Origin of the sequence: Priestia megaterium NBRC 15308 = ATCC 14581 (genome assembly GCF_000832985.1) — a bacterium.
GTDB lineage: Bacteria > Bacillota > Bacilli > Bacillales > Bacillaceae_H > Priestia > Priestia megaterium.
On record NZ_CP009920.1, the window covers coordinates 4,824,670 to 4,841,767 of the forward strand.

24 protein-coding genes and 1 pseudogene are annotated in these 17,098 nt (G+C 37.1%); 11 read left to right on the forward strand and 14 right to left on the reverse strand.

What is annotated here, in order from left to right:
* Window positions 1-3: 3 nt before the first annotated feature.
* Entirely contained in the window at window positions 4-648 is a 645-nt protein-coding gene (locus BG04_RS24735; protein WP_034651621.1) for an NTP transferase domain-containing protein, read from the reverse strand.
* On the reverse strand, window positions 636-1,655 hold the full coding sequence (locus BG04_RS24740; RefSeq protein WP_034651618.1) for an XdhC family protein: 1,020 nt from the start codon (window positions 1,653-1,655) through the stop codon (window positions 636-638). The genes BG04_RS24735 and BG04_RS24740 overlap by 13 nt, the downstream gene beginning before the upstream one ends.
* Window positions 1,656-1,839: 184 nt before the next feature.
* Between BG04_RS24740 and BG04_RS24745 the strand changes: the two genes are divergently transcribed.
* A complete protein-coding gene (locus tag BG04_RS24745; RefSeq protein WP_034651616.1) occupies window positions 1,840-2,070 on the forward strand; it encodes a hypothetical protein in 231 nt (76 codons plus the stop codon).
* Between the two features lie 12 nt (window positions 2,071-2,082).
* Window positions 2,083-2,316 (forward strand): hypothetical protein, encoded by a 234-nt coding sequence (locus tag BG04_RS24750; RefSeq protein WP_013057270.1) that lies wholly within the window; start codon window positions 2,083-2,085, stop codon window positions 2,314-2,316.
* Between the two features lie 130 nt (window positions 2,317-2,446).
* Here the strand turns inward: BG04_RS24750 and BG04_RS24755 are convergent, their stop codons facing one another.
* Window positions 2,447-2,686, reverse strand: coding sequence for a hypothetical protein (locus BG04_RS24755; protein ID WP_013057271.1), 240 nt, complete (start codon window positions 2,684-2,686; stop codon window positions 2,447-2,449).
* A gap of 70 nt (window positions 2,687-2,756) precedes the next feature.
* Between BG04_RS24755 and BG04_RS24760 the strand changes: the two genes are divergently transcribed.
* From BG04_RS24760 to BG04_RS24775, 5 genes are all read left to right on the forward strand, one after another.
* The gene (locus tag BG04_RS24760) at window positions 2,757-3,230 is read left to right on the forward strand and encodes an Hsp20/alpha crystallin family protein (RefSeq protein WP_016764327.1); all 474 of its coding nucleotides are present in this window, start codon (window positions 2,757-2,759) and stop codon (window positions 3,228-3,230) included.
* Between the two features lie 147 nt (window positions 3,231-3,377).
* On the forward strand, window positions 3,378-4,274 hold the full coding sequence (locus tag BG04_RS24765) for a hypothetical protein (RefSeq protein WP_034651613.1): 897 nt from the start codon (window positions 3,378-3,380) through the stop codon (window positions 4,272-4,274).
* A gap of 92 nt (window positions 4,275-4,366) precedes the next feature.
* Window positions 4,367-4,498 (forward strand): hypothetical protein, encoded by a 132-nt coding sequence (locus BG04_RS31710; RefSeq protein ID WP_013057274.1) that lies wholly within the window; start codon window positions 4,367-4,369, stop codon window positions 4,496-4,498.
* 76 nt (window positions 4,499-4,574) lie between these two features.
* A complete protein-coding gene (locus BG04_RS24770) occupies window positions 4,575-5,129 on the forward strand; it encodes a PadR family transcriptional regulator (RefSeq protein ID WP_034651609.1) in 555 nt (184 codons plus the stop codon).
* Window positions 5,126-5,599: a DUF4188 domain-containing protein gene (locus BG04_RS24775; protein WP_013083386.1), complete on the forward strand. Its 474-nt coding sequence runs from the start codon at window positions 5,126-5,128 to the stop codon at window positions 5,597-5,599. Before BG04_RS24770 ends, BG04_RS24775 begins: the two co-directional genes overlap by 4 nt.
* Window positions 5,600-5,624: 25 nt before the next feature.
* On the opposite strand, the gene BG04_RS24780 is transcribed toward BG04_RS24775, so the two are convergent.
* The 3 genes from BG04_RS24780 to BG04_RS24790 all read right to left on the reverse strand — a co-directional run bounded on the left by BG04_RS24780 (window position 5,625) and on the right by BG04_RS24790 (window position 7,129).
* Entirely contained in the window at window positions 5,625-6,320 is a 696-nt protein-coding gene (locus BG04_RS24780; RefSeq protein WP_034651606.1) for an SAM-dependent methyltransferase, read from the reverse strand.
* A gap of 67 nt (window positions 6,321-6,387) precedes the next feature.
* Complete coding sequence (locus tag BG04_RS24785) at window positions 6,388-6,729, reverse strand: DUF3147 family protein (protein WP_016764334.1); 342 nt, start codon at window positions 6,727-6,729, stop codon at window positions 6,388-6,390.
* Window positions 6,722-7,129, reverse strand: a complete 408-nt coding sequence (locus BG04_RS24790; protein WP_016764337.1) for a MarR family winged helix-turn-helix transcriptional regulator — start codon at window positions 7,127-7,129, stop codon at window positions 6,722-6,724. Before BG04_RS24790 ends, BG04_RS24785 begins: the two co-directional genes overlap by 8 nt.
* A 174-nt stretch (window positions 7,130-7,303) precedes the next feature.
* Between BG04_RS24790 and pssA the strand changes: the two genes are divergently transcribed.
* Entirely contained in the window at window positions 7,304-7,795 is a 492-nt protein-coding gene (pssA, locus tag BG04_RS24795) for a CDP-diacylglycerol--serine O-phosphatidyltransferase (RefSeq protein WP_170943840.1), read from the forward strand.
* Window positions 7,796-7,827: 32 nt separating this feature from the next.
* Here the strand turns inward: pssA and BG04_RS24800 are convergent, their stop codons facing one another.
* Window positions 7,828-8,055 (reverse strand): hypothetical protein, encoded by a 228-nt coding sequence (locus BG04_RS24800; protein WP_034651602.1) that lies wholly within the window; start codon window positions 8,053-8,055, stop codon window positions 7,828-7,830.
* Between the two features lie 223 nt (window positions 8,056-8,278).
* Here BG04_RS24800 and BG04_RS24805 point away from each other — a divergent pair, with 223 nt between their 5' ends.
* Together BG04_RS24805 and BG04_RS24810 are read left to right on the forward strand one after the other, a co-directional pair.
* Window positions 8,279-9,037, forward strand: a complete 759-nt coding sequence (locus BG04_RS24805) for a TrmB family transcriptional regulator (RefSeq protein WP_016764340.1) — start codon at window positions 8,279-8,281, stop codon at window positions 9,035-9,037.
* A 104-nt stretch (window positions 9,038-9,141) separates the two neighbouring features.
* Complete coding sequence (locus BG04_RS24810) at window positions 9,142-10,311, forward strand: MFS transporter (protein ID WP_016764341.1); 1,170 nt, start codon at window positions 9,142-9,144, stop codon at window positions 10,309-10,311.
* Between the two features lie 44 nt (window positions 10,312-10,355).
* On the opposite strand, the gene BG04_RS24815 is transcribed toward BG04_RS24810, so the two are convergent.
* From BG04_RS24815 to BG04_RS24845, 7 genes and pseudogenes are all read right to left on the reverse strand, one after another.
* Window positions 10,356-10,826: a 2-thiouracil desulfurase family protein gene (locus BG04_RS24815; protein ID WP_016764342.1), complete on the reverse strand. Its 471-nt coding sequence runs from the start codon at window positions 10,824-10,826 to the stop codon at window positions 10,356-10,358.
* A gap of 83 nt (window positions 10,827-10,909) precedes the next feature.
* On the reverse strand, window positions 10,910-11,350 hold the full coding sequence (locus BG04_RS24820; protein ID WP_034651598.1) for an Asp23/Gls24 family envelope stress response protein: 441 nt from the start codon (window positions 11,348-11,350) through the stop codon (window positions 10,910-10,912).
* A 27-nt stretch (window positions 11,351-11,377) separates the two neighbouring features.
* Window positions 11,378-11,587, reverse strand: a complete 210-nt coding sequence (locus tag BG04_RS24825) for a DUF2273 domain-containing protein (RefSeq protein ID WP_016764344.1) — start codon at window positions 11,585-11,587, stop codon at window positions 11,378-11,380.
* Window positions 11,588-11,602: 15 nt separating this feature from the next.
* Window positions 11,603-12,145 carry an alkaline shock response membrane anchor protein AmaP gene (gene amaP / locus BG04_RS24830; protein ID WP_034651595.1) on the reverse strand — a complete coding sequence of 181 codons (543 nt, stop codon included), beginning with the start codon at window positions 12,143-12,145 and terminating at the stop codon, window positions 11,603-11,605.
* Window positions 12,146-12,292: 147 nt separating this feature from the next.
* Window positions 12,293-13,123 (reverse strand): YihY/virulence factor BrkB family protein, encoded by an 831-nt coding sequence (locus BG04_RS24835; RefSeq protein ID WP_034651593.1) that lies wholly within the window; start codon window positions 13,121-13,123, stop codon window positions 12,293-12,295.
* Window positions 13,124-13,406: 283 nt separating this feature from the next.
* Window positions 13,407-13,769 (reverse strand): YidH family protein, encoded by a 363-nt coding sequence (locus BG04_RS24840; protein ID WP_034651591.1) that lies wholly within the window; start codon window positions 13,767-13,769, stop codon window positions 13,407-13,409.
* Between the two features lie 184 nt (window positions 13,770-13,953).
* Window positions 13,954-15,405, reverse strand: a pseudogene (locus BG04_RS24845) (alanine/glycine:cation symporter family protein).
* A gap of 473 nt (window positions 15,406-15,878) precedes the next feature.
* Between BG04_RS24845 and BG04_RS24850 the strand changes: the two are divergent.
* Window positions 15,879-17,078, forward strand: coding sequence for a multidrug efflux MFS transporter (locus tag BG04_RS24850; protein ID WP_034655131.1), 1,200 nt, complete (start codon window positions 15,879-15,881; stop codon window positions 17,076-17,078).
* Window positions 17,079-17,098: the final 20 nt, after the last annotated feature.

Here is a 17,098-nt window from a genome sequence, read left to right on the forward strand (position 1 = left end):
CAATCAAAACAGTCGACTTTTCTCTTTGTATATCTTTTTAATGCGCTCATACGCTTGTTTTGTATCAACATCCATAAAAAGGCAAGCGTCGGTCCATTCATACAATATTCCATTTTCAGGTCCGCTTTGTCTTATGATTTTTCTTGCCCCTTGATCTCCTTGCAGCTTATCCAAGCTTGAAAACATTTGTTTTGAAAATAAAACCGGTGCTCTGGCAATTCCTTGATAAAAAGATGAAATAAACGGAACGGAAGAGTGATTCTCAAACAAAGAAACAAATGTATCTATCAGCACGATACTTATAAGAGGCTGATCCGCCAACAGCACAATAATAGCATCAGCGTTTAGTTCTTTTGCTTTTTTTAATCCGCATTTTAAAGACGCAGACTGACCTTTTAAAGCGCTACTACAAGAAGTATGACTCCACTTCTTCTGATATGCTTCTGAAAAAAGAGTAGGGTCAACCCACTCAAGTTGATCTCCTTTCTTTGTTACTACTATCGTATGATTTACTTTTGAAGAAACCACTTTTCGTAAAGCCTTACTTCCCAAACACCCATTACCTAAAGGCAGCAGCAACTTATTTCTGCCCATCCTTTTACTAGCTCCCGCGGCAAGATAAACAGCAACAATATTTAATCCGGACATTTTTGCCCCTTTTTTTCATCATACATTCGGAGGTTTTGAATTAATTCAGCAAGAATACTAACGGCAATTTCCTGCGGTCCTACCGCTCCTATAGAAAGTCCTACCGGCGAATGAATGCGTGATGAAATATCAGTATTCAATAATCGAAGTGTTCGCTTTTTAGATCCTAAAACTCCTATATACTTCACAGGGTTTGATTTTAATAGCGAGAGAATTTCTTGATCGCGATAAAAATTATGCGTCATGATCACAACAAAATCATCGCTTTGTATGGACAGCTGTCTGTCTACTTCCTCTGGAAATCCAATATGTATTTCCTCTGCTAGCGGAAAATGTTCCTTATTACATAAAGCCGGTCTCCAGTCGCATAAGGTAACAGAAAACCCCGTATTGGCAGCAAGTGATACTAAATATTTTGCATCGGCGCCTGCTCCCCAGATAATTAGACGAGGCTTTGGTTTATGTAGATGAGCATATGTGAGCAAGGAGCAATTTGAAAGTTGAATACCGCTCTTTCTCCCATTCCAATCATCTGTTGCAAAAAATGATGCGTCGCTATTTCCACCAAATATTTCGCCCGTCTTTTCTACATAAAAAGAGGTTGTTTGAATAAAGTTTTTTTCTAATTTTTTAATATGCAAAACAGGATTTCGGTTATCTAAATGACGTTTCACCCGCAAAAGATTTTGCTTCATCCTCACAGTTACAGGTTCTAGGAGAATATAGAGAATTCCATTGCAGCCTGCTCCTTGTCCCCATCCTACATCACCTTCTTCTTTTAAATTGTACGTAACGGTTAATACGTGCTCAGTGTCGAACAACTCTTTTACGCGCTCAGCAATATCTGCTTCTACACAACCAGCGCTTAACATCCCAATGTTCTCCCCATTTTCTTGGAACAGCATGGACGCTCCTTCTTTTAAATATGAGGATCCTTCTACATGAACAATCGTTGCCAACACACTTTTTACTGTTGATGTGTTTACAGCATGTAAAATATCGTGCATTTTTATTATTCCCTCCTTTTCCTGTCGAGGTTTTAAAATCTTTTCACGTTTTACACAGAACTACAATACGCTACAGTAGACCACTTCTGCTCTCTGAATGAATCCATGTATTATTCATATTTTCAAAGAAGCTACAATAAGCTTTTAAAGACTTAGAAGAACTGTCGTTTGAAAGGAGAATAATATGCTATTCGACTCAACAAAAATCAACCTAGGAAAATTGAACGTTCGCAGTGCTGATCAAGCAAGCAGTATTTCTATTGGAAATACGTCAAAAGTTACAAGATATGTCACATCAAAGAAAAATCAGGCCTTCGGACAGCAGCACGCTGATCAATGTTTTACAACGGGATCTGCTTACAAAATTGTAGATAATGATTATGTAGATGCATTTGCAACAAAAAATGATAAATAAGGAGGAAACTATATGATTTTTTCGCCTATGGTCATTAACTTACAAGCCTTCAAAGTGAACGTTTTGGATAATTCATCTGTTTTAAGCATAGGACCTAATCAGCAGCTTGATGTGTTCGTATCTTATAAACGTAATCAAGGTCTGGGAGAATCAAACGGAGATTTTTCTCCGAACGTAACTCCGTTCTCATGGATTATAGACTCAGATGTAAATGATTCAAATTCAGTTAAAAATAGCGTAATTTAATTTTTTCATCTCCTCTACCTCTACTGCGCACAACTAGCAGCATATCTTCATCTATTCATCTATTAGCATTCAATCGGAAGCCTAATAAATATAACCTGCATCTGAACTGGCTATATTTATTAGGCTTTTTCTATGAAATGGGCACTTTTTGAAAAGATGATGGGCTGTCAATTTGATCTCGATCATCGACACAGCTTCTCGTTCCTATAAAGCCGCTATCATCACCAAAATTTTGCCCAAATCCCTGTGTTTTTTTATCTGAATTATTCCAGTCTGCTAGTAAATTCTGTCCGATATTTACTGCAGACGCATTTTCAAAGGAATTTATCTTTAGCATTAAAATATTAATATTTATAGATGCACCTGCCATTTAAACCACCCCCTTTTCAAACTATATTCAAATTCCATCTTTTTATGATGTGTGGTAAGGAGGAAACCATATGGACTTTGATAAACTTATGCAGTGGATGGAATTTGCTAAAAAATATCAAACAAATGACTTTTGGAACGGTGTTTTTGATCAAACTGCTTTTAACGAATTTATGAAAGAAAATATGGATATGAATGCTCCTGATTCATATCAGGCACCTCAGGCTTCTAAAAGTACTTTTCCACCTGTTGACATTTACGTTACCCCACATGAAATCATTATTATCGCTGACTTGCCCGGCTATCTAAAAGAAAATTTGCACGTGTCTGTTTCAGGCAGCCGGCTTTTGTTAAAAGGCTCAACGCACCCTCTCATCACAGGACAGCCGGTTGTACAAGAACGACCTTCTGGAGACTTTAACCGAATTATTGAATTGCCAGAGCCTACGGATGCGCATCATCTGCGTGCGAAATTTGAAAATGGACTGCTTATTCTTTCTTATCACAGGCAGTTTTTCCAAGAAGAACGTATTCACATTGAATAAGGCTTAGTAGTTTTATGAATGAAATTCAATAATTCACATAAGCATTTATAAACGCAAAGAATTTAACGTGAATTTCCAAACTGGACCCATTTATATTTATCTAATTGTTATTACATCGGAAATAAGCCCAAGATGAGGAGAAGCGAAATGTCTATGAAAGGATTTTTCAACCCCAAACAGACTAACCAACAGCTTCATACTGAGCTAGCGGACTTCAAACATCAAATCAAGCGTATTAACACGCTTGAAGTTCACATGAACCGTTTTCTAAAACTCGAACCGCAAATTGGTTCTCTCATAATGCTCAAAAAAAAGCTGGAGGCTCAGCCCTCGCACTCCAATGATTCTTCACCTTCACAAAGAAGCACTCATAAAAATGCTGAACACGCATATGCAAAAGATAAGAAAGAGATTGCTAACCAGCTTCAATTTTTAAAGGAAAAAGTAGCGCAATTGGAACAAGTGATCTCCATGCAACCCCCTCGCGATAAAAAGATAGACGCTGTACCTTATATGGATATAACTCGGTTAGTAGAACAATCTGTAGAAAAACAAATGGCTCCTTATATCGAAAAAATGACCGAACTAGATAACAGAGTTTCAGCATTAGAACGCAGCATGTCGCTTTTAACTGAAGTACAGGTGGACATGCTAAAACGGACTTCTTCCCTTCAAGAAGAAGTAAAATTGATTCACCAAAAAGGCACACTTTTAGAAAATGCTCCCCCGCCTATTCATATTGATAAATTTTTTCTTGATAAATACGAACAAAACAACAATATTGGCCAAGTTGGCATTAAAGAACTCGGCGGTACTTTAAATATCGGAGCTACATATGGAAGCGGAGCTATACCAAAGGATTTCACGGACCAAATCCAAAAAGACATGGAAGAGTTAAAAAACGCTAAATCAGATATTTCTTCTGGTAAAACGAAGCCTGCACCAGAGGAAAAAGAGAATTCTTCTTCCTCTTTCGAAAAAGAAGACACGTATACGGAAGTTCCTATTTTTGATGAAGATGATCCAAAGGAAGAGTCAGTCTAAAAAAGTCATAAAATTATATGTAGTTATGACTAGAATTTTTGCAAGCTATTCTTTACACTATAGGTAATAACTTCAAAAAAGGAGATATGCTGATGCCAAAGCTTTTATGGAGAATAGGTGCTGTCATGTTGCTAATGTGTGGAGGCTTTATCTTTTTATTTATTGCTGCTTCGCAAATGATGGTTCAGCAATACAAACCTTTTTTTAGACGCGAGAGTGCATAACTCTCGCGTTTTTTTATTGAATATTATCCTGTTTATGGTAATGTATATATCAAAAAGATATAGGAGAGGAAAATAAATGAAGGAGAATCAAACAACATATGCAATTTTAGGACTTCTTACCACGGAATGCAGAACTGGTTATGAAATTAAGCAGTTAATAGATCGAAGTTTAAATCATTTTTGGAAAATCAGTTATGGCCAAATTTATCCCACTTTACAAAAGCTTGTGAATAATGAACTAGCAACGGTCAATTCCGTTGCTCAAACTGATAAACCAGATAAAAAAGAGTATGTAATAACAACTAAAGGAAAAGAAGTTCTGCAAGATTGGCTGCGTGAACCTATTAAGCAGCTCCCTTCCGAAAGAAATGAAATTTTGTTAAAACTCTTTTTTAGTAGTCAGCAAGAAAAGCAACTCACAATTTCCCAGTTAAAAAACGCTCAGCAGAAACTAACTGAACGTTATCACATGTATTGCGGAATCGAAGACAGCATTTCTAACAGCCCTTCTCCCGACAGAACGTATTGGCTTATTACCCTAGACTACGGTAAACGAACAACGTGTGCTTCGATAGAATGGTGCAAAGATACGATTAATAAATTATATGATGAGGAGGCGCATAATTTATGATTCATTCCAATCGTGTGATGGCTAAGCCCGGTCAGGAGTTGGTTGTCTTTGTTATAGGAATGCGCATTAATAAATGGACAGCCGTACACAAATGGTTCCCTGTATTTAAAGCAATGCCTCCTATGATTCGCGAATTGTATACAAACAAAAAACTTGGCTTTTTATCTTTGCAAGGATCTTTTAATTTAAGAACCATCACGCTGATTCAATATTGGGAGTCAGTTGATCAATTGACCTCCTATGCCAAAGGTCCTCAACACTTAAAAGCTTGGAATTCTTTTTATAAACAGGCTTCAAAAACGAATGCAGTGGGCATTTATCATGAAACGTACGTCATTCCTGCAGGAAATTATGAATCAGTATACGTGAATATGCCTTTGTTCGGTTTAGCTAAAGCGCTTGGATCTGAAACCATAACGAAACATACTCAAACTGCCAAAAAACGTTTGAATGTTAAAAAGCCGCTTTAACTAAAAGCGGCTTTCGTTATATTTGTTATACATATATTTTCAGCATTTGATTGGCACCTTTTTGAAATTCATACGGGACGTCTGCTATTTCTGTTCCCTTTACTAGAGGCGCAATCTCTTCTAACAGCTGCGGCAAATAGGTAGAAATCTTGCCGCTCAAATTCGTTAAAGGAAATAAACGTACTTCCTCTTTTGTAACGCGTATCAGTTCTTTTAAAGCCTCTAAATGAAACGTATAATCTAAACGGTCACTGTACATAAATAAAAAGTTTGCACAAAGCGTTAAATCAAACTCGTTCTTTTGAAACGGCAAATTAGGAAGTGCTCCGTACTGATAGGCTTCAGGATTCTTTTTCATATGAGCAATACAATCTTTTAATGCTCTTTTTCGATGTTCAGTTAAATCATCAATAGACGAAAAATACTTCCACACATACTGTTCCTGTACGTGCTGCATTTGATTCATCGTATGAATTAAATCCAGGCTTCCTTTCTTTTCAAGCTCTTCTGCCGTAAATTTATAGGCAATATCACAGCTAGTAGCCTCCGTACCTTGCTGCAAGGCATGAGCAGTAAAAGAACAGGCCCCGCTAGCACAGTCTAACACTTTTTTTCCTTTTAAATGCTTTTCATTCAAATTAAACATAGCTCTATACTCTTCAAACGTTCTGCCGATAAAAACAACTCGGTCAATTCCTAACTTTTTCTCTGCTAAACTCAACTCTACTCAGCTCCTATCTTTTACTTAGACTTTCATTTTACAGAAAATTGGGTTAAATTCCAATAGTTTATGTAGTAATTAGTTTAACCACTATCTTTTGAAGGCCTAAAAACAGGCTCCAACACATAACTCCTATTGATAAACTCATAAACAAATGAAGAGAGTTTTTTAAGCAAATATAGACGACAGCAAGTAGTAAAATAGTGCCTGGCAGTCCATAAAGAACGCCGAGTGTAAACTGACTGACCACTTCCTTTTTTTCTCCTTGCACTGATAACCATATAATACTTAGTAAGCTCACAATTGGAAGGGCAGCCACAATTCCACCGTATGTCGGAAATCTTTTGGCCATTTCTGTTACCCCTGCAATAATAAGAGCAGACATTAAAATTTTGATGATACTATACATGTTTTGCACGCTCGCTCAATAACTGAAAAGCCTGTTGAATCAGCTGTTTTTCAGATGCTGTCATTTCGCGTAAAATAGCTGATACTTTTTCTTCATCCAAGCTTGAATTCCGTTTTAACAGGTCTTTTCCTGCTTCTGTTAAATGCAGAATTACTTTTCTTTCATCATGTATATCTCTATTTTTATATACATACCCCTTATCAATACTTCTCTTTACGTGTTCAGATGCCGTATTATGTGAAACGTGTAAATAATCCGCAATTTCTTTTATTCCAACCGAAGATGATTTATCTATATGCTGTAAAAGACGTATTGTTTGGTGTGTAATTTTCTCTTGATGCGTATAGTGCAAATGATAATAAATAGACGTCCAATAACTGTTTAACTCTTCTACTTTCATGATCCTGCTCCTTTATATCGTATTTTTAGTTATTATCGTATTATACGATATATATATATTACAGGAACAACAGCCAGGTTTCAATACTACCTTCTTTTTATCTGACATCTCACATAATAATACGATTTAACAGTTACACTAATCGTACACACTGTGAAAGGCGGTTGTATGACATTGATTCTTCGACTGTTAAAATGGGTTCCGAATCTCTTTACGATTGGAAATTTGCTAAGCGGCGTATTTTCCATAGCTTTTAATATGAATAGCTACGAACGCTTAGCTGCTCTTTTTATTTTTCTAGCCGCTTTTTTCGATTTATTTGACGGCAAAATTGCGAGAAAGCTGAAAGTTAACAGTGCGTTTGGTGTAGAGCTAGATTCTTTGGCTGATATTATAAGCTTTGGCGTAGCGCCTGCAATGCTATTTCATACTCTTTCTCCCCACTCTTGGCTAACCGTACTCGGTTTTATGATTTATCCAAGCATGGGCGCATTAAGATTAGCTAAATTTAGTGCAAATCCAACCATAGGTTATTTTATAGGGCTTCCTATTCCTTTTCCCGCTCTAATTATCGCACTGCTTGGCATGTTTTATTACGTAAACCCTTACCTTATGATTATTTTAGCTATTTTGATGGTTAGCCCTATTCGAGTGATGAAAATTTAGATGCAATAAAAGACAGACAAAATGCCTGTCTTTTATAGTGCTGTCCATTCTTCGAACAGCATTTTATGCTTGAATTTCAGCTCATGTTCTCTTTTTTCAAGCTGAGCTTGTAAAGAGAGCCACTCGCTATTATCAGGTGCTGAGCATAATTTTTCTTCAAGGGACAGTAAGGAATCCAGTACGTCTTCAAGCTGAGCAGCCACTTCTCTTTGCTGTTTTATGTTCATTTTTTTCAACAGTAGTTTTTCATTTTTCTTCATTTTTTTCACCTCTTTCTTTTCTTTACCCAATGTTGAGTGTTTTAGTATAGAAAGTATATGGTTAAAAATATTTCTACTGTAATAAAGATTCTTTAATAGCTTATTTTATTTTTAATGGTCATTTAGAAGATAGTTTAATAAGATTATTGCATCTGATACAATTAGTAATACTTTTACAAACCGTGATATACTTAAAAAAAGAAAGGATGATGAATAGAAAATTATGCTGCAAAAATTTGGTTTTTCTCAGTATGAAAGTCAAGTATATGAAGCGCTGCTTGCGAATGATGGTCCGCTGGATGCTAGTTCGATTGTTACGTATTCGCATGTTCCAAAAGCAAAAATTTATGAAGTGCTTAATCGTTTAATTGATAAAGGTATTGTAGTAAATACATTGTCCGGGAAAAAGAAACTTTACTCAGCGGTAGCCCTTCAAACCGTCATTCAAAAACTTACTGCTGATTTTGAAAATGACATTAATGAATTAAAAACATATAAAATTAAAAAAACGTTTACAGATGACCATGTTTGGAGTTTAAAAGATAAATCCTCTATTTCTGCCCATATTGAACAATTGATTCATGAAGCGGAATCTTCTATTATTTTATCCGCCTGGAATGATGAGTTAGAACATTACCGCTCATTGCTAGAAGAAAAAGAGAAACAAGGCGTAAACGTCGAGGTCTTAACCATAGGAAACTTGCAGACTGCCCTCAAACATTTACATACATTAAATCCAATAGATGATCATAAAAACCTTGAGCCGTCGCAGTTGATTATTGTTGACGATGCTTACCTTTTATTTGCCGGCATTGAACATGAGACATGGAAAGCAATAAAAACCATGTCGCAGCCGCTTGTAAAAGTTTTTGCTGATTTCTTTTATCATGACGTTGCACTTACCCATATTACAAAGAAATATCAAGAGCAGCTTCTTCAAGATTCTGAGATCATGGAGCTGCTTACTCGACTGCGATATTAAAAAGGTTACTAATTCATTAGTAACCTTTTTAATATTACCTATTGAAATCCTTTCTAAAAAAGGTTACTATTCTAGTTGTAACTTTTTAAAGAGGGGGTTTTTTGATGAATAAAAAAGTTTACATACTTGCGATTGCTTCCTTTGTTGTTGGAACGGTCGAATTAATTCTAGGAGGCATCTTAGACTTAATTGCCGATGCATTTCATGTATCATTAGCAAAAGCAGGTTATTTAATCTCTATTTATTCGTTTGTTTATGCCTTGTCTGCGCCGATTTTACTAAATGTGACGGCTAAGATAGAGCGTAAAAAAGTTTATATGTGGACATTATTTATTTTCTTATTGAGCAATGTATTTTCAGCCTACAGTTCAGGCTATTATATGCTACTGATTGGACGTATCCTTGCTGCTGCGAGCGGTTCTTTTATCATTGTACTATCTACCACAATGGCTTCTAGAATGGTAAAACCTAAATACCAAGGCAGAGCAATTGGCATCGTATTTATGGGAATCAGCGGCTCACTTGTTTTAGGCATTCCTCTTGGTATTCTGATTGGAAATGCGCTTGGCTGGCGTCAAGTATTTGTTATGATTGCAATTTTGACTGCCATTATTATGATTACCGTTTGGTTTACAATGGAGCGTCTAGCTCCTGCTCCAATTGTACCGTTAAAAACTCAGGTAAAAGCTTTACGCAATAAAAAAATGCTCGCTATTCACCTAGCAACATTATTTGTACTTGCGGGCCATTTAACGCTTTATGCGTACTTCACACCATTTTTACAAGAAACACTAGGATTAAATACAATGATGGTGACCATTATTTATGGTATTTTCGGTCTTGCTGCCGTGGCAGGAGGAGGACTTGGAGGAGCTGTTTCTGATAAATGGAACCCTTCTTCATCTGTTATCACCATGATTGCTCTCTTTTTTGTTAGCATGATTGCTATGCCTTTTGGCGTTCATTTGCCATTCGTTGTGTTCTTGCTTCTTATGATCATTTGGAGTGCGCTCAGCTGGGCGGTCTCACCGGCTCAAAGCAATTTAATTATTCATAGTGCACGCGACACGTCGGACATTTTAATCAGCACCAATGCAGCGATTTCACACGTAGGAATTGCGATCGGCTCCTATGTTGGAGGAATTGTCGTTAATCAATACTCTGTTATTTATAACGGCTGGGTTGGATCTATTTTTGTTTTGCTTGGTCTTTTCTGCTCTCTTTATGCGGTAACGCGAACAGAAAGCACAGCAGATACGCTTCACAGTAAATAAGCTTTTATAAAAAAGCGTACACACATGGTGTACGCTTTTTTTGATTATGATGGGTCTCCATGCATTTCAGCTGCAAATTGAGATTCGGACATGACGATAAAACCATGCTTTCTTAGCAACGCAGTCGTTACCCCTTCACCGGCTAATTTAACATTTGAAAATGCTCCGTTATATATATGTTCACTTCCACATGAAGGGCTGTTTTCTTTTAGTACAATAACAGTAGCTTTTATTTCTTTTGCGATGCTTAGTGCCTTATAGGCCCCGTCTATGTATATATCTGTCACGTCTTTTCCCGATCGTTCAATAACTCGCGCATTTCCATTTATTACGTCTATTCCCGTTCCTTTTATAATTTCTGCCGGTTCTCTAGGCGTGTGAAATCCACCTAACAGTTCTGGACACATCATCACCGCCTCTTTATTTTCAACGAGCGCTTCAATTTCCTTAGCTAAGGCACTGCTTCCATTATATCTGCAAGCTTGACCTGCTAAGCAGGAACTAACCAAAATCACAGAATTCTCCCTCCCATAAAAAAACACTTCTCATTCATCATACAAAGAATATATGATGAATGGAAGTGTTTACCTTTTATATTTTATTCAAGATCACGCTTTGACTCCTGCTCTTTGTCTCGATCCGTTTTCGCTTCAAATTCAGAGCGAGTCATTACGTCCTCTACATGCATATTTACTTCTACTACTTCTAAGCCCGTCATCTCGTGAACTGATTTTTTTACGTTATTAACGATTTCAGAGAAAATAGCTGGAACATTTTTTTCGTATTCGACAATTACTTTTAAATCAAGGGCAACTTGCTTTTCTCCTACTTCAGCGTTAATCCCTTTTGTGATATCTTCAGTGCCGCGGAAGCGATCTGTTAACCCGCTCATAAATCCGCCGCTCATTGATAAAATTCCTTTAATTTCATTAGCTGCAATTCCAGCAATTTTTTTAATGACTTGATCTTCAAATGTTAACGTATTTTGATGTGTATTTTCCTGTGATTTTACTGGTGTATTTGTTTCATTAACTGCCATAACTAACATCTCCCTTAAAGTGATTTTCTATCTTCCTTTAGTAAAGAATCCTACCCAAGCATTTATGTCTAAATGACCGTCTCGCCACTTCCCGATTACATAACCAATTCCCATAAAAGCTACAATTAGCAGCGTGGGACCAAAACCAATTGTTAATAACAAAATTGCCAACACTAAACCTGCCAGAATACCAAGTACTCGGCCACGGTACGGAATCAATTTATCAGGAGTACTCATTATGTCCCTCCTTCATCACACAACACGCTCTTTCTTTCGTGTTTGTGTATCTGTTAAGTCAATACGGACCGAGTGAACGGGAAGCTCGAGTAAGGCCTCCACGGCGCGTTTTGTTTCAAGCTGCATTTCTTTTCCTAGTGTTGGTAGTCGATCTCGTCCAAACAACGAACAGTTGATATACAGACTAACTTTTTCTTTGCGAGAATGAATAGATGCCTGGACTTCAGGAGAGCGTATTCCCTGAAAGCTTCTAATTGCTCGTAAAGCTGTAGATTCGATTGTTGCTTTAGAAATTGTTATTTTGCCTTCACCAGTTACAATTGCTAAATTCTTTTTAGGCGGTCTGCTAAATATGCCTGTTAAAAGAAAAATAATAAAAATAACTGCTAAAAATGCGCTTATTGATAAAATTGTGTAGTAAAACCACTCCTGATGCCGCCACTTTTCTAACCAGTTTGAAAGGTGAGGAACCCTATAAACCATCAGTGCTAACATACCGGAACAAATCAGTCCTGCAATTCCAATAATTGCGATTAAAAACAGATTAAAATTATTCAATTTTCCACCTCATCTCAACGTGAACTCCTACTGCTTTTTTGTTGTGTGTAAAGGGAAGGCAACGAGATATTCAATAGTTAGCCGCAATATTTTTTTGATAAACTTTCTAACTGTAAAACTGAATATAAAAAAAACGACCAGGTTTCCCTAGTCATTTTTCGCGTCTCTATACGTTGTCTTGTGAGCTTTGATGAACTTATTACCGTTTATTAAACCGCCAATTAATAAAATAGCGGCCGTTAAATAAAACCAGACCATTAAAATAATAATACTTCCAAGCTGACCATAGATTTGCGAGTAGCTTCCAAACTGGACATAGTATCCAAATCCGGTAGATACAACTTGCCATCCTAGCGTGGAGAAAACAGCTCCTGGAAGTACATCTTTCCACGTTACTCTTGCGCTTGGCATCAGTTTGTAAAAAAGAATAAAAAAGCCTAATAAAAATAATGTCCCAATTCCCCATCTAATTGTCGTCCAGCTTTGAAACCATATGTCAGGAACTTGGACTTTTGTTAGGACCAGATGTCGAATGACCTCTTCAATAATTGGTACAAATAATGAAATAGCTACCACAACCATAAAACCAAAAGTTAAAATTAAATCATTGATTAAACCGCGCAAAAACGTTTGTTTTCTTTGAATATGATACGCGTCATTTAACGAGCGAACCAAAGATTGTATAGCCATAGATGCGAGCCAAAAAGTCGCCAATAAACTAAAAGATAAAACTTTTTTACCGCTATTGTTAACTGTTTCAATTGACCGTTCAATTACGTCATAGGCGCTTTTAGGAGTAAATGGTTCAATGAATATCAGCAAATTGTTTGTATCAATTGGAAAGAAACTCAGCAGAGAAAAAAGAAAGATAATAAACGGTACAAAAGATAACAAAAAATAGTAGGCTGTTTGAGCAGCCTGATCAAAGAAACGCTCCGTAAAAAAACGAGCGGCAACGGTCTTAGATGTTTGAATCATAACAGCGTTCTCCTTTACTTTCGCTTCACTTTGTAGTGAAATTCATATTCAATTTTTATGTTTAACATATATTGGATAAGTTTCGGCTTATAAAGCTTTCCTTTTCCATTATCCGCGGTTAATAAAGAATTTAACCTGTAAAATTATACAGCCGGTTCATAAAGAAGATAATTATTATAATTACATCTGCCATTACCACCATATCAATAGATCTTCTTTTTCTTTCATAAAACCATAAATTCTTTGAGGCTGATCTCCCTTTTTTCTTACTTCTTAAACTTTTTTACGCTATGTTAAAAAAGTAAAACATAAGAGCGCCGATCAGCATCATCATCATCATTGAAACAAAAATAACCAAAGCGTGAGAAGATTGATACGTTTGGCTGTTAATTTTTTTGCGGGTTGAAAAATAATGATAGGTTGAGAAGAGAAGCAAACCTGCACTTGCAGCTAAAGAAAAGATAATAACAGCAATAATAAGAGTATCGGCTGCTTCACTTAATTTTTTTCCGGAATTGAAATGTAAGCCGCCTGCAACAAAGCCAATGCCGAGTGTGGCAATAGACGTTCGAATCCACGCTAAATACGTTCGTTCATTTGCTAAATGCTGCTGAATATAAATGGATTCATTTTCTTTTTTAGTCATTTACATACCACCGTCCTTTTATATGTCTTCTATTATAAATAAATGCTCAAACGAAAATAAATTGAGGACGCTTCACGCCACATTATACCCGAAAATAACGAATCATTACCATCTTCAAGCGGTCAAAAGAGCTTCTTCATAAATCAAAAAAGCCAACGGGATAACCTCAGCTGGCTTTTTTGATTTATGAAACATTTTCCTTATCTTGATCATGCTGATATTCCTCGTCCCAATAATCAGCGTTTTGAATTCCTAATTTTCTTGGAGAAAAGATAGGGTCTATCCCTAGTTTTCTCTGCTGGCGATAATCTTTTAAAGTTATTAAAGCAGGTTTAGCTAAAATCAAAATTGCAATTAAATTGAGCCAAACCATTATTCCAACTCCGATGTCTGCTAATGCCCATGCAGTTTCAGCCGTTCGGATAGATCCGTATAAAGTAGTGGCTAAAAGAGCTGCCTTAAGGAACATGGATACTATTTTATTTTGTTTGCCTTTTATTACGTAAGCTAAGTTCGTTTCCGCAATATAATACTGTGACATAATCGTAGTAAAGGCGAAAAACAAGAGAGAAACAGCTACAAACCCTGATCCGAATCCAGGAAGCACCGTCTCAACTGCTTGCTGCGTATATTGAGGCCCGGCTTCAACTCCTTTTAAATGATCCACATTGAACGAACCATCTGGCGCTTGGGTGCTGTAAGAACCTGTAATTAAAATCATAAAGGCTGTAGCAGAGCATACAAGCAGCGTATCAATATAAACTGAAAAAGCTTGCACTAAACCTTGCTTGGCAGGATGTGAGACTTCCGCTGCTCCTGCGGGGTGAGCTCCGGTACCTTGACCCTCTTCATTTGAATATACACCTCGCTTGACTCCCCACGCTATAGCCATGCCAATAATTCCGCCGAACGTAGAATCAAGTGCAAATGCACTTTTAAAGATTAAAGCAAGCACTCCTGGTAAAGCTTGAATGTTCAATCCGATAATCACTAACGAAACAAGGACATATCCCATGGCCATAAACGGAACAACATATTGTGCCACGGCAGCAATACGCTTAACGCCTCCAAAAATAATTAATCCTAAAATAACAACAAGTACAATTCCAGAGGTTAAAGGCGGAATTGAAAATGCATTATTTACCCCTGCTGTAATTGAATTTGCTTGCACTCCTGGTCCAAGTACACTCATAGCTAGCAGTGCGGCAAAAGCGAAAATCAGTGCGTACCACTTCTTCCCCATGCCTTTTTCAATATAATAAGCAGGCCCACCTCGGTATTCTCCTTTATCTTTTACTTTATAAATTTGAGCAAGTGTTGATTCAATAAATGCACTAGCTGAACCTATAAAAGCAATAAACTACATCTAAAAAACTGCTCTTGGACCACCGAATGCAATTGCTGTTGCAACTCCCGCAATATTTCCAACTCCTACGCGCCCTGATAAAGCAAGTGTTAACGATTGGAAAGACGAAACGCCCGATTCAGAACTTTTTCCATTAAACAATAAAGTAACCATATCTTTCAAATATCGAACTTGTACAAATCTAGTGAGAATAGTAAATAAAAGTTCCACTCCTATACATAGGTAAAGCATCGGCGTACTCCAAATCATTTCACTTATTGTACTAATCATCTGCTCCAATATGAATTCCCCCTTAAAACACTTTGCACATTATGAATAATGAGAACATAGTTTTAATATAGAGTTAAAAAACAGAAAATCCACTCTTTTTTTAAGGTTGTTTTACACATTATTTGATAAATAGACAACATTTGCGGATATAACGTATATTTTGGACAGATTATCTGACGCATTTTTCAGTGATGCGTAAGTTCTTTACATAATCCCCACTGTCACAGCATAAGGTAATAAGTGAACCAAGGGTCACTTTACGTTCTAAGCCGAGCTTACACACAGCACATCTTTCTGTTTTCATTTCACGTTAATAGTTCACTAAGTGAATCATTTTATTTTTAAATATTTCTGATATATGGTATAATTTAAACTGACAAAAAGATGCTGCATGTATGCTAAAAGAGCAGGCCGTATGGTTTCGCTCTTTTGTTGTTTTCACGCCATGCGGCACAACGAAAGAAGGAAATAGAATGGAATTATGGAAACGAAACTTGTACATTTGCTGGTTCGGTTCTTTTTGCACCACAGCCGGGATGAGTTTAGTTATTCCGTTTTTACCGCTTTATATTGAAAAGCTGGGAGTTCACGATACAAGCTCCATCAGCAGATGGGCTGGTATTGCCTTTGGATCTACCTTTTTAATGGCGGCTATTGTTTCTCCTTTATGGGGGAGTTTGGCCGATAAATATGGGCGAAAGCTTATGCTCCTTCGCGCAAGCTTGGGTATGGCAGTTGTTATGACTTCCATTGGTTTTGTGCAAAATGTCTATCAGCTTGTCGGACTGCGCTTTTTAATGGGTGCCGTTTCCGGCTTCATCTCTGCAGCCATTACATTAGTAGCGACTCAAACACCTAAAGAGCACAGCGGTAAAGCATTAGGTACGTTGTCTACAGGGGCTGTATCAGGATCTTTATTAGGACCGCTAGTAGGCGGCTACTTAGGAGATACAATCGGGCTACGCCACGTCTTTTTCGTGACGGGTGCATTTATGTTTTTGTCTTTTTTAATTGTAAATTTAATTCAAGAAGACAAAAAAGAGACGGCGAAAACGACGAAAGAATCTAACATTGGGTTACTGTCTCTTAAAAATTCAAAGGCCGTGATTGGTGTATTTGTTACAACTTTTTTACTGCAGCTTGCGGTTATGGCTATTCAGCCAATCGTTACACTGTATGTAAAACAACTGTCTGCTCATACCGATCACCTTGCCCTTATTTCAGGTTTTGTCGTAGCGGCAACAGGAATTTCAAATATTTTAGCTGCATCAAAACTTGGCAAAGTCAGCGATCGCGTGGGTCCTCAAAATGTGCTTCAAATATGCCTGCTCATCGTAGCGGTTATTTGCGGCTTACAGGCCTTTGTGCATAGTACTTGGCAGCTATTCTTACTTCGTTTTTTACTCGGTTTTGCAATGGGAGGATTATTACCTTCTATTAATTCTTATTTAAAGAAAATTGTACCGGACTCTATTACAGGTAAAATGTTTGGCTATAATCAAACAGCGCAATATTTTGGGAATTTAGCCGGTCCAGTCATTGGCGGACAAATTGCCGGAGCTAAAGGAATTCCTTACGTATTCTTAACAACTAGTGTTCTTCTACTATTGAATGCTGGGTGGGTGTATTATCAACGCCATCACGGACAACAGCTAGACGGTAAAGCCGCATAAAAAAACCTTCCGTTTTAACG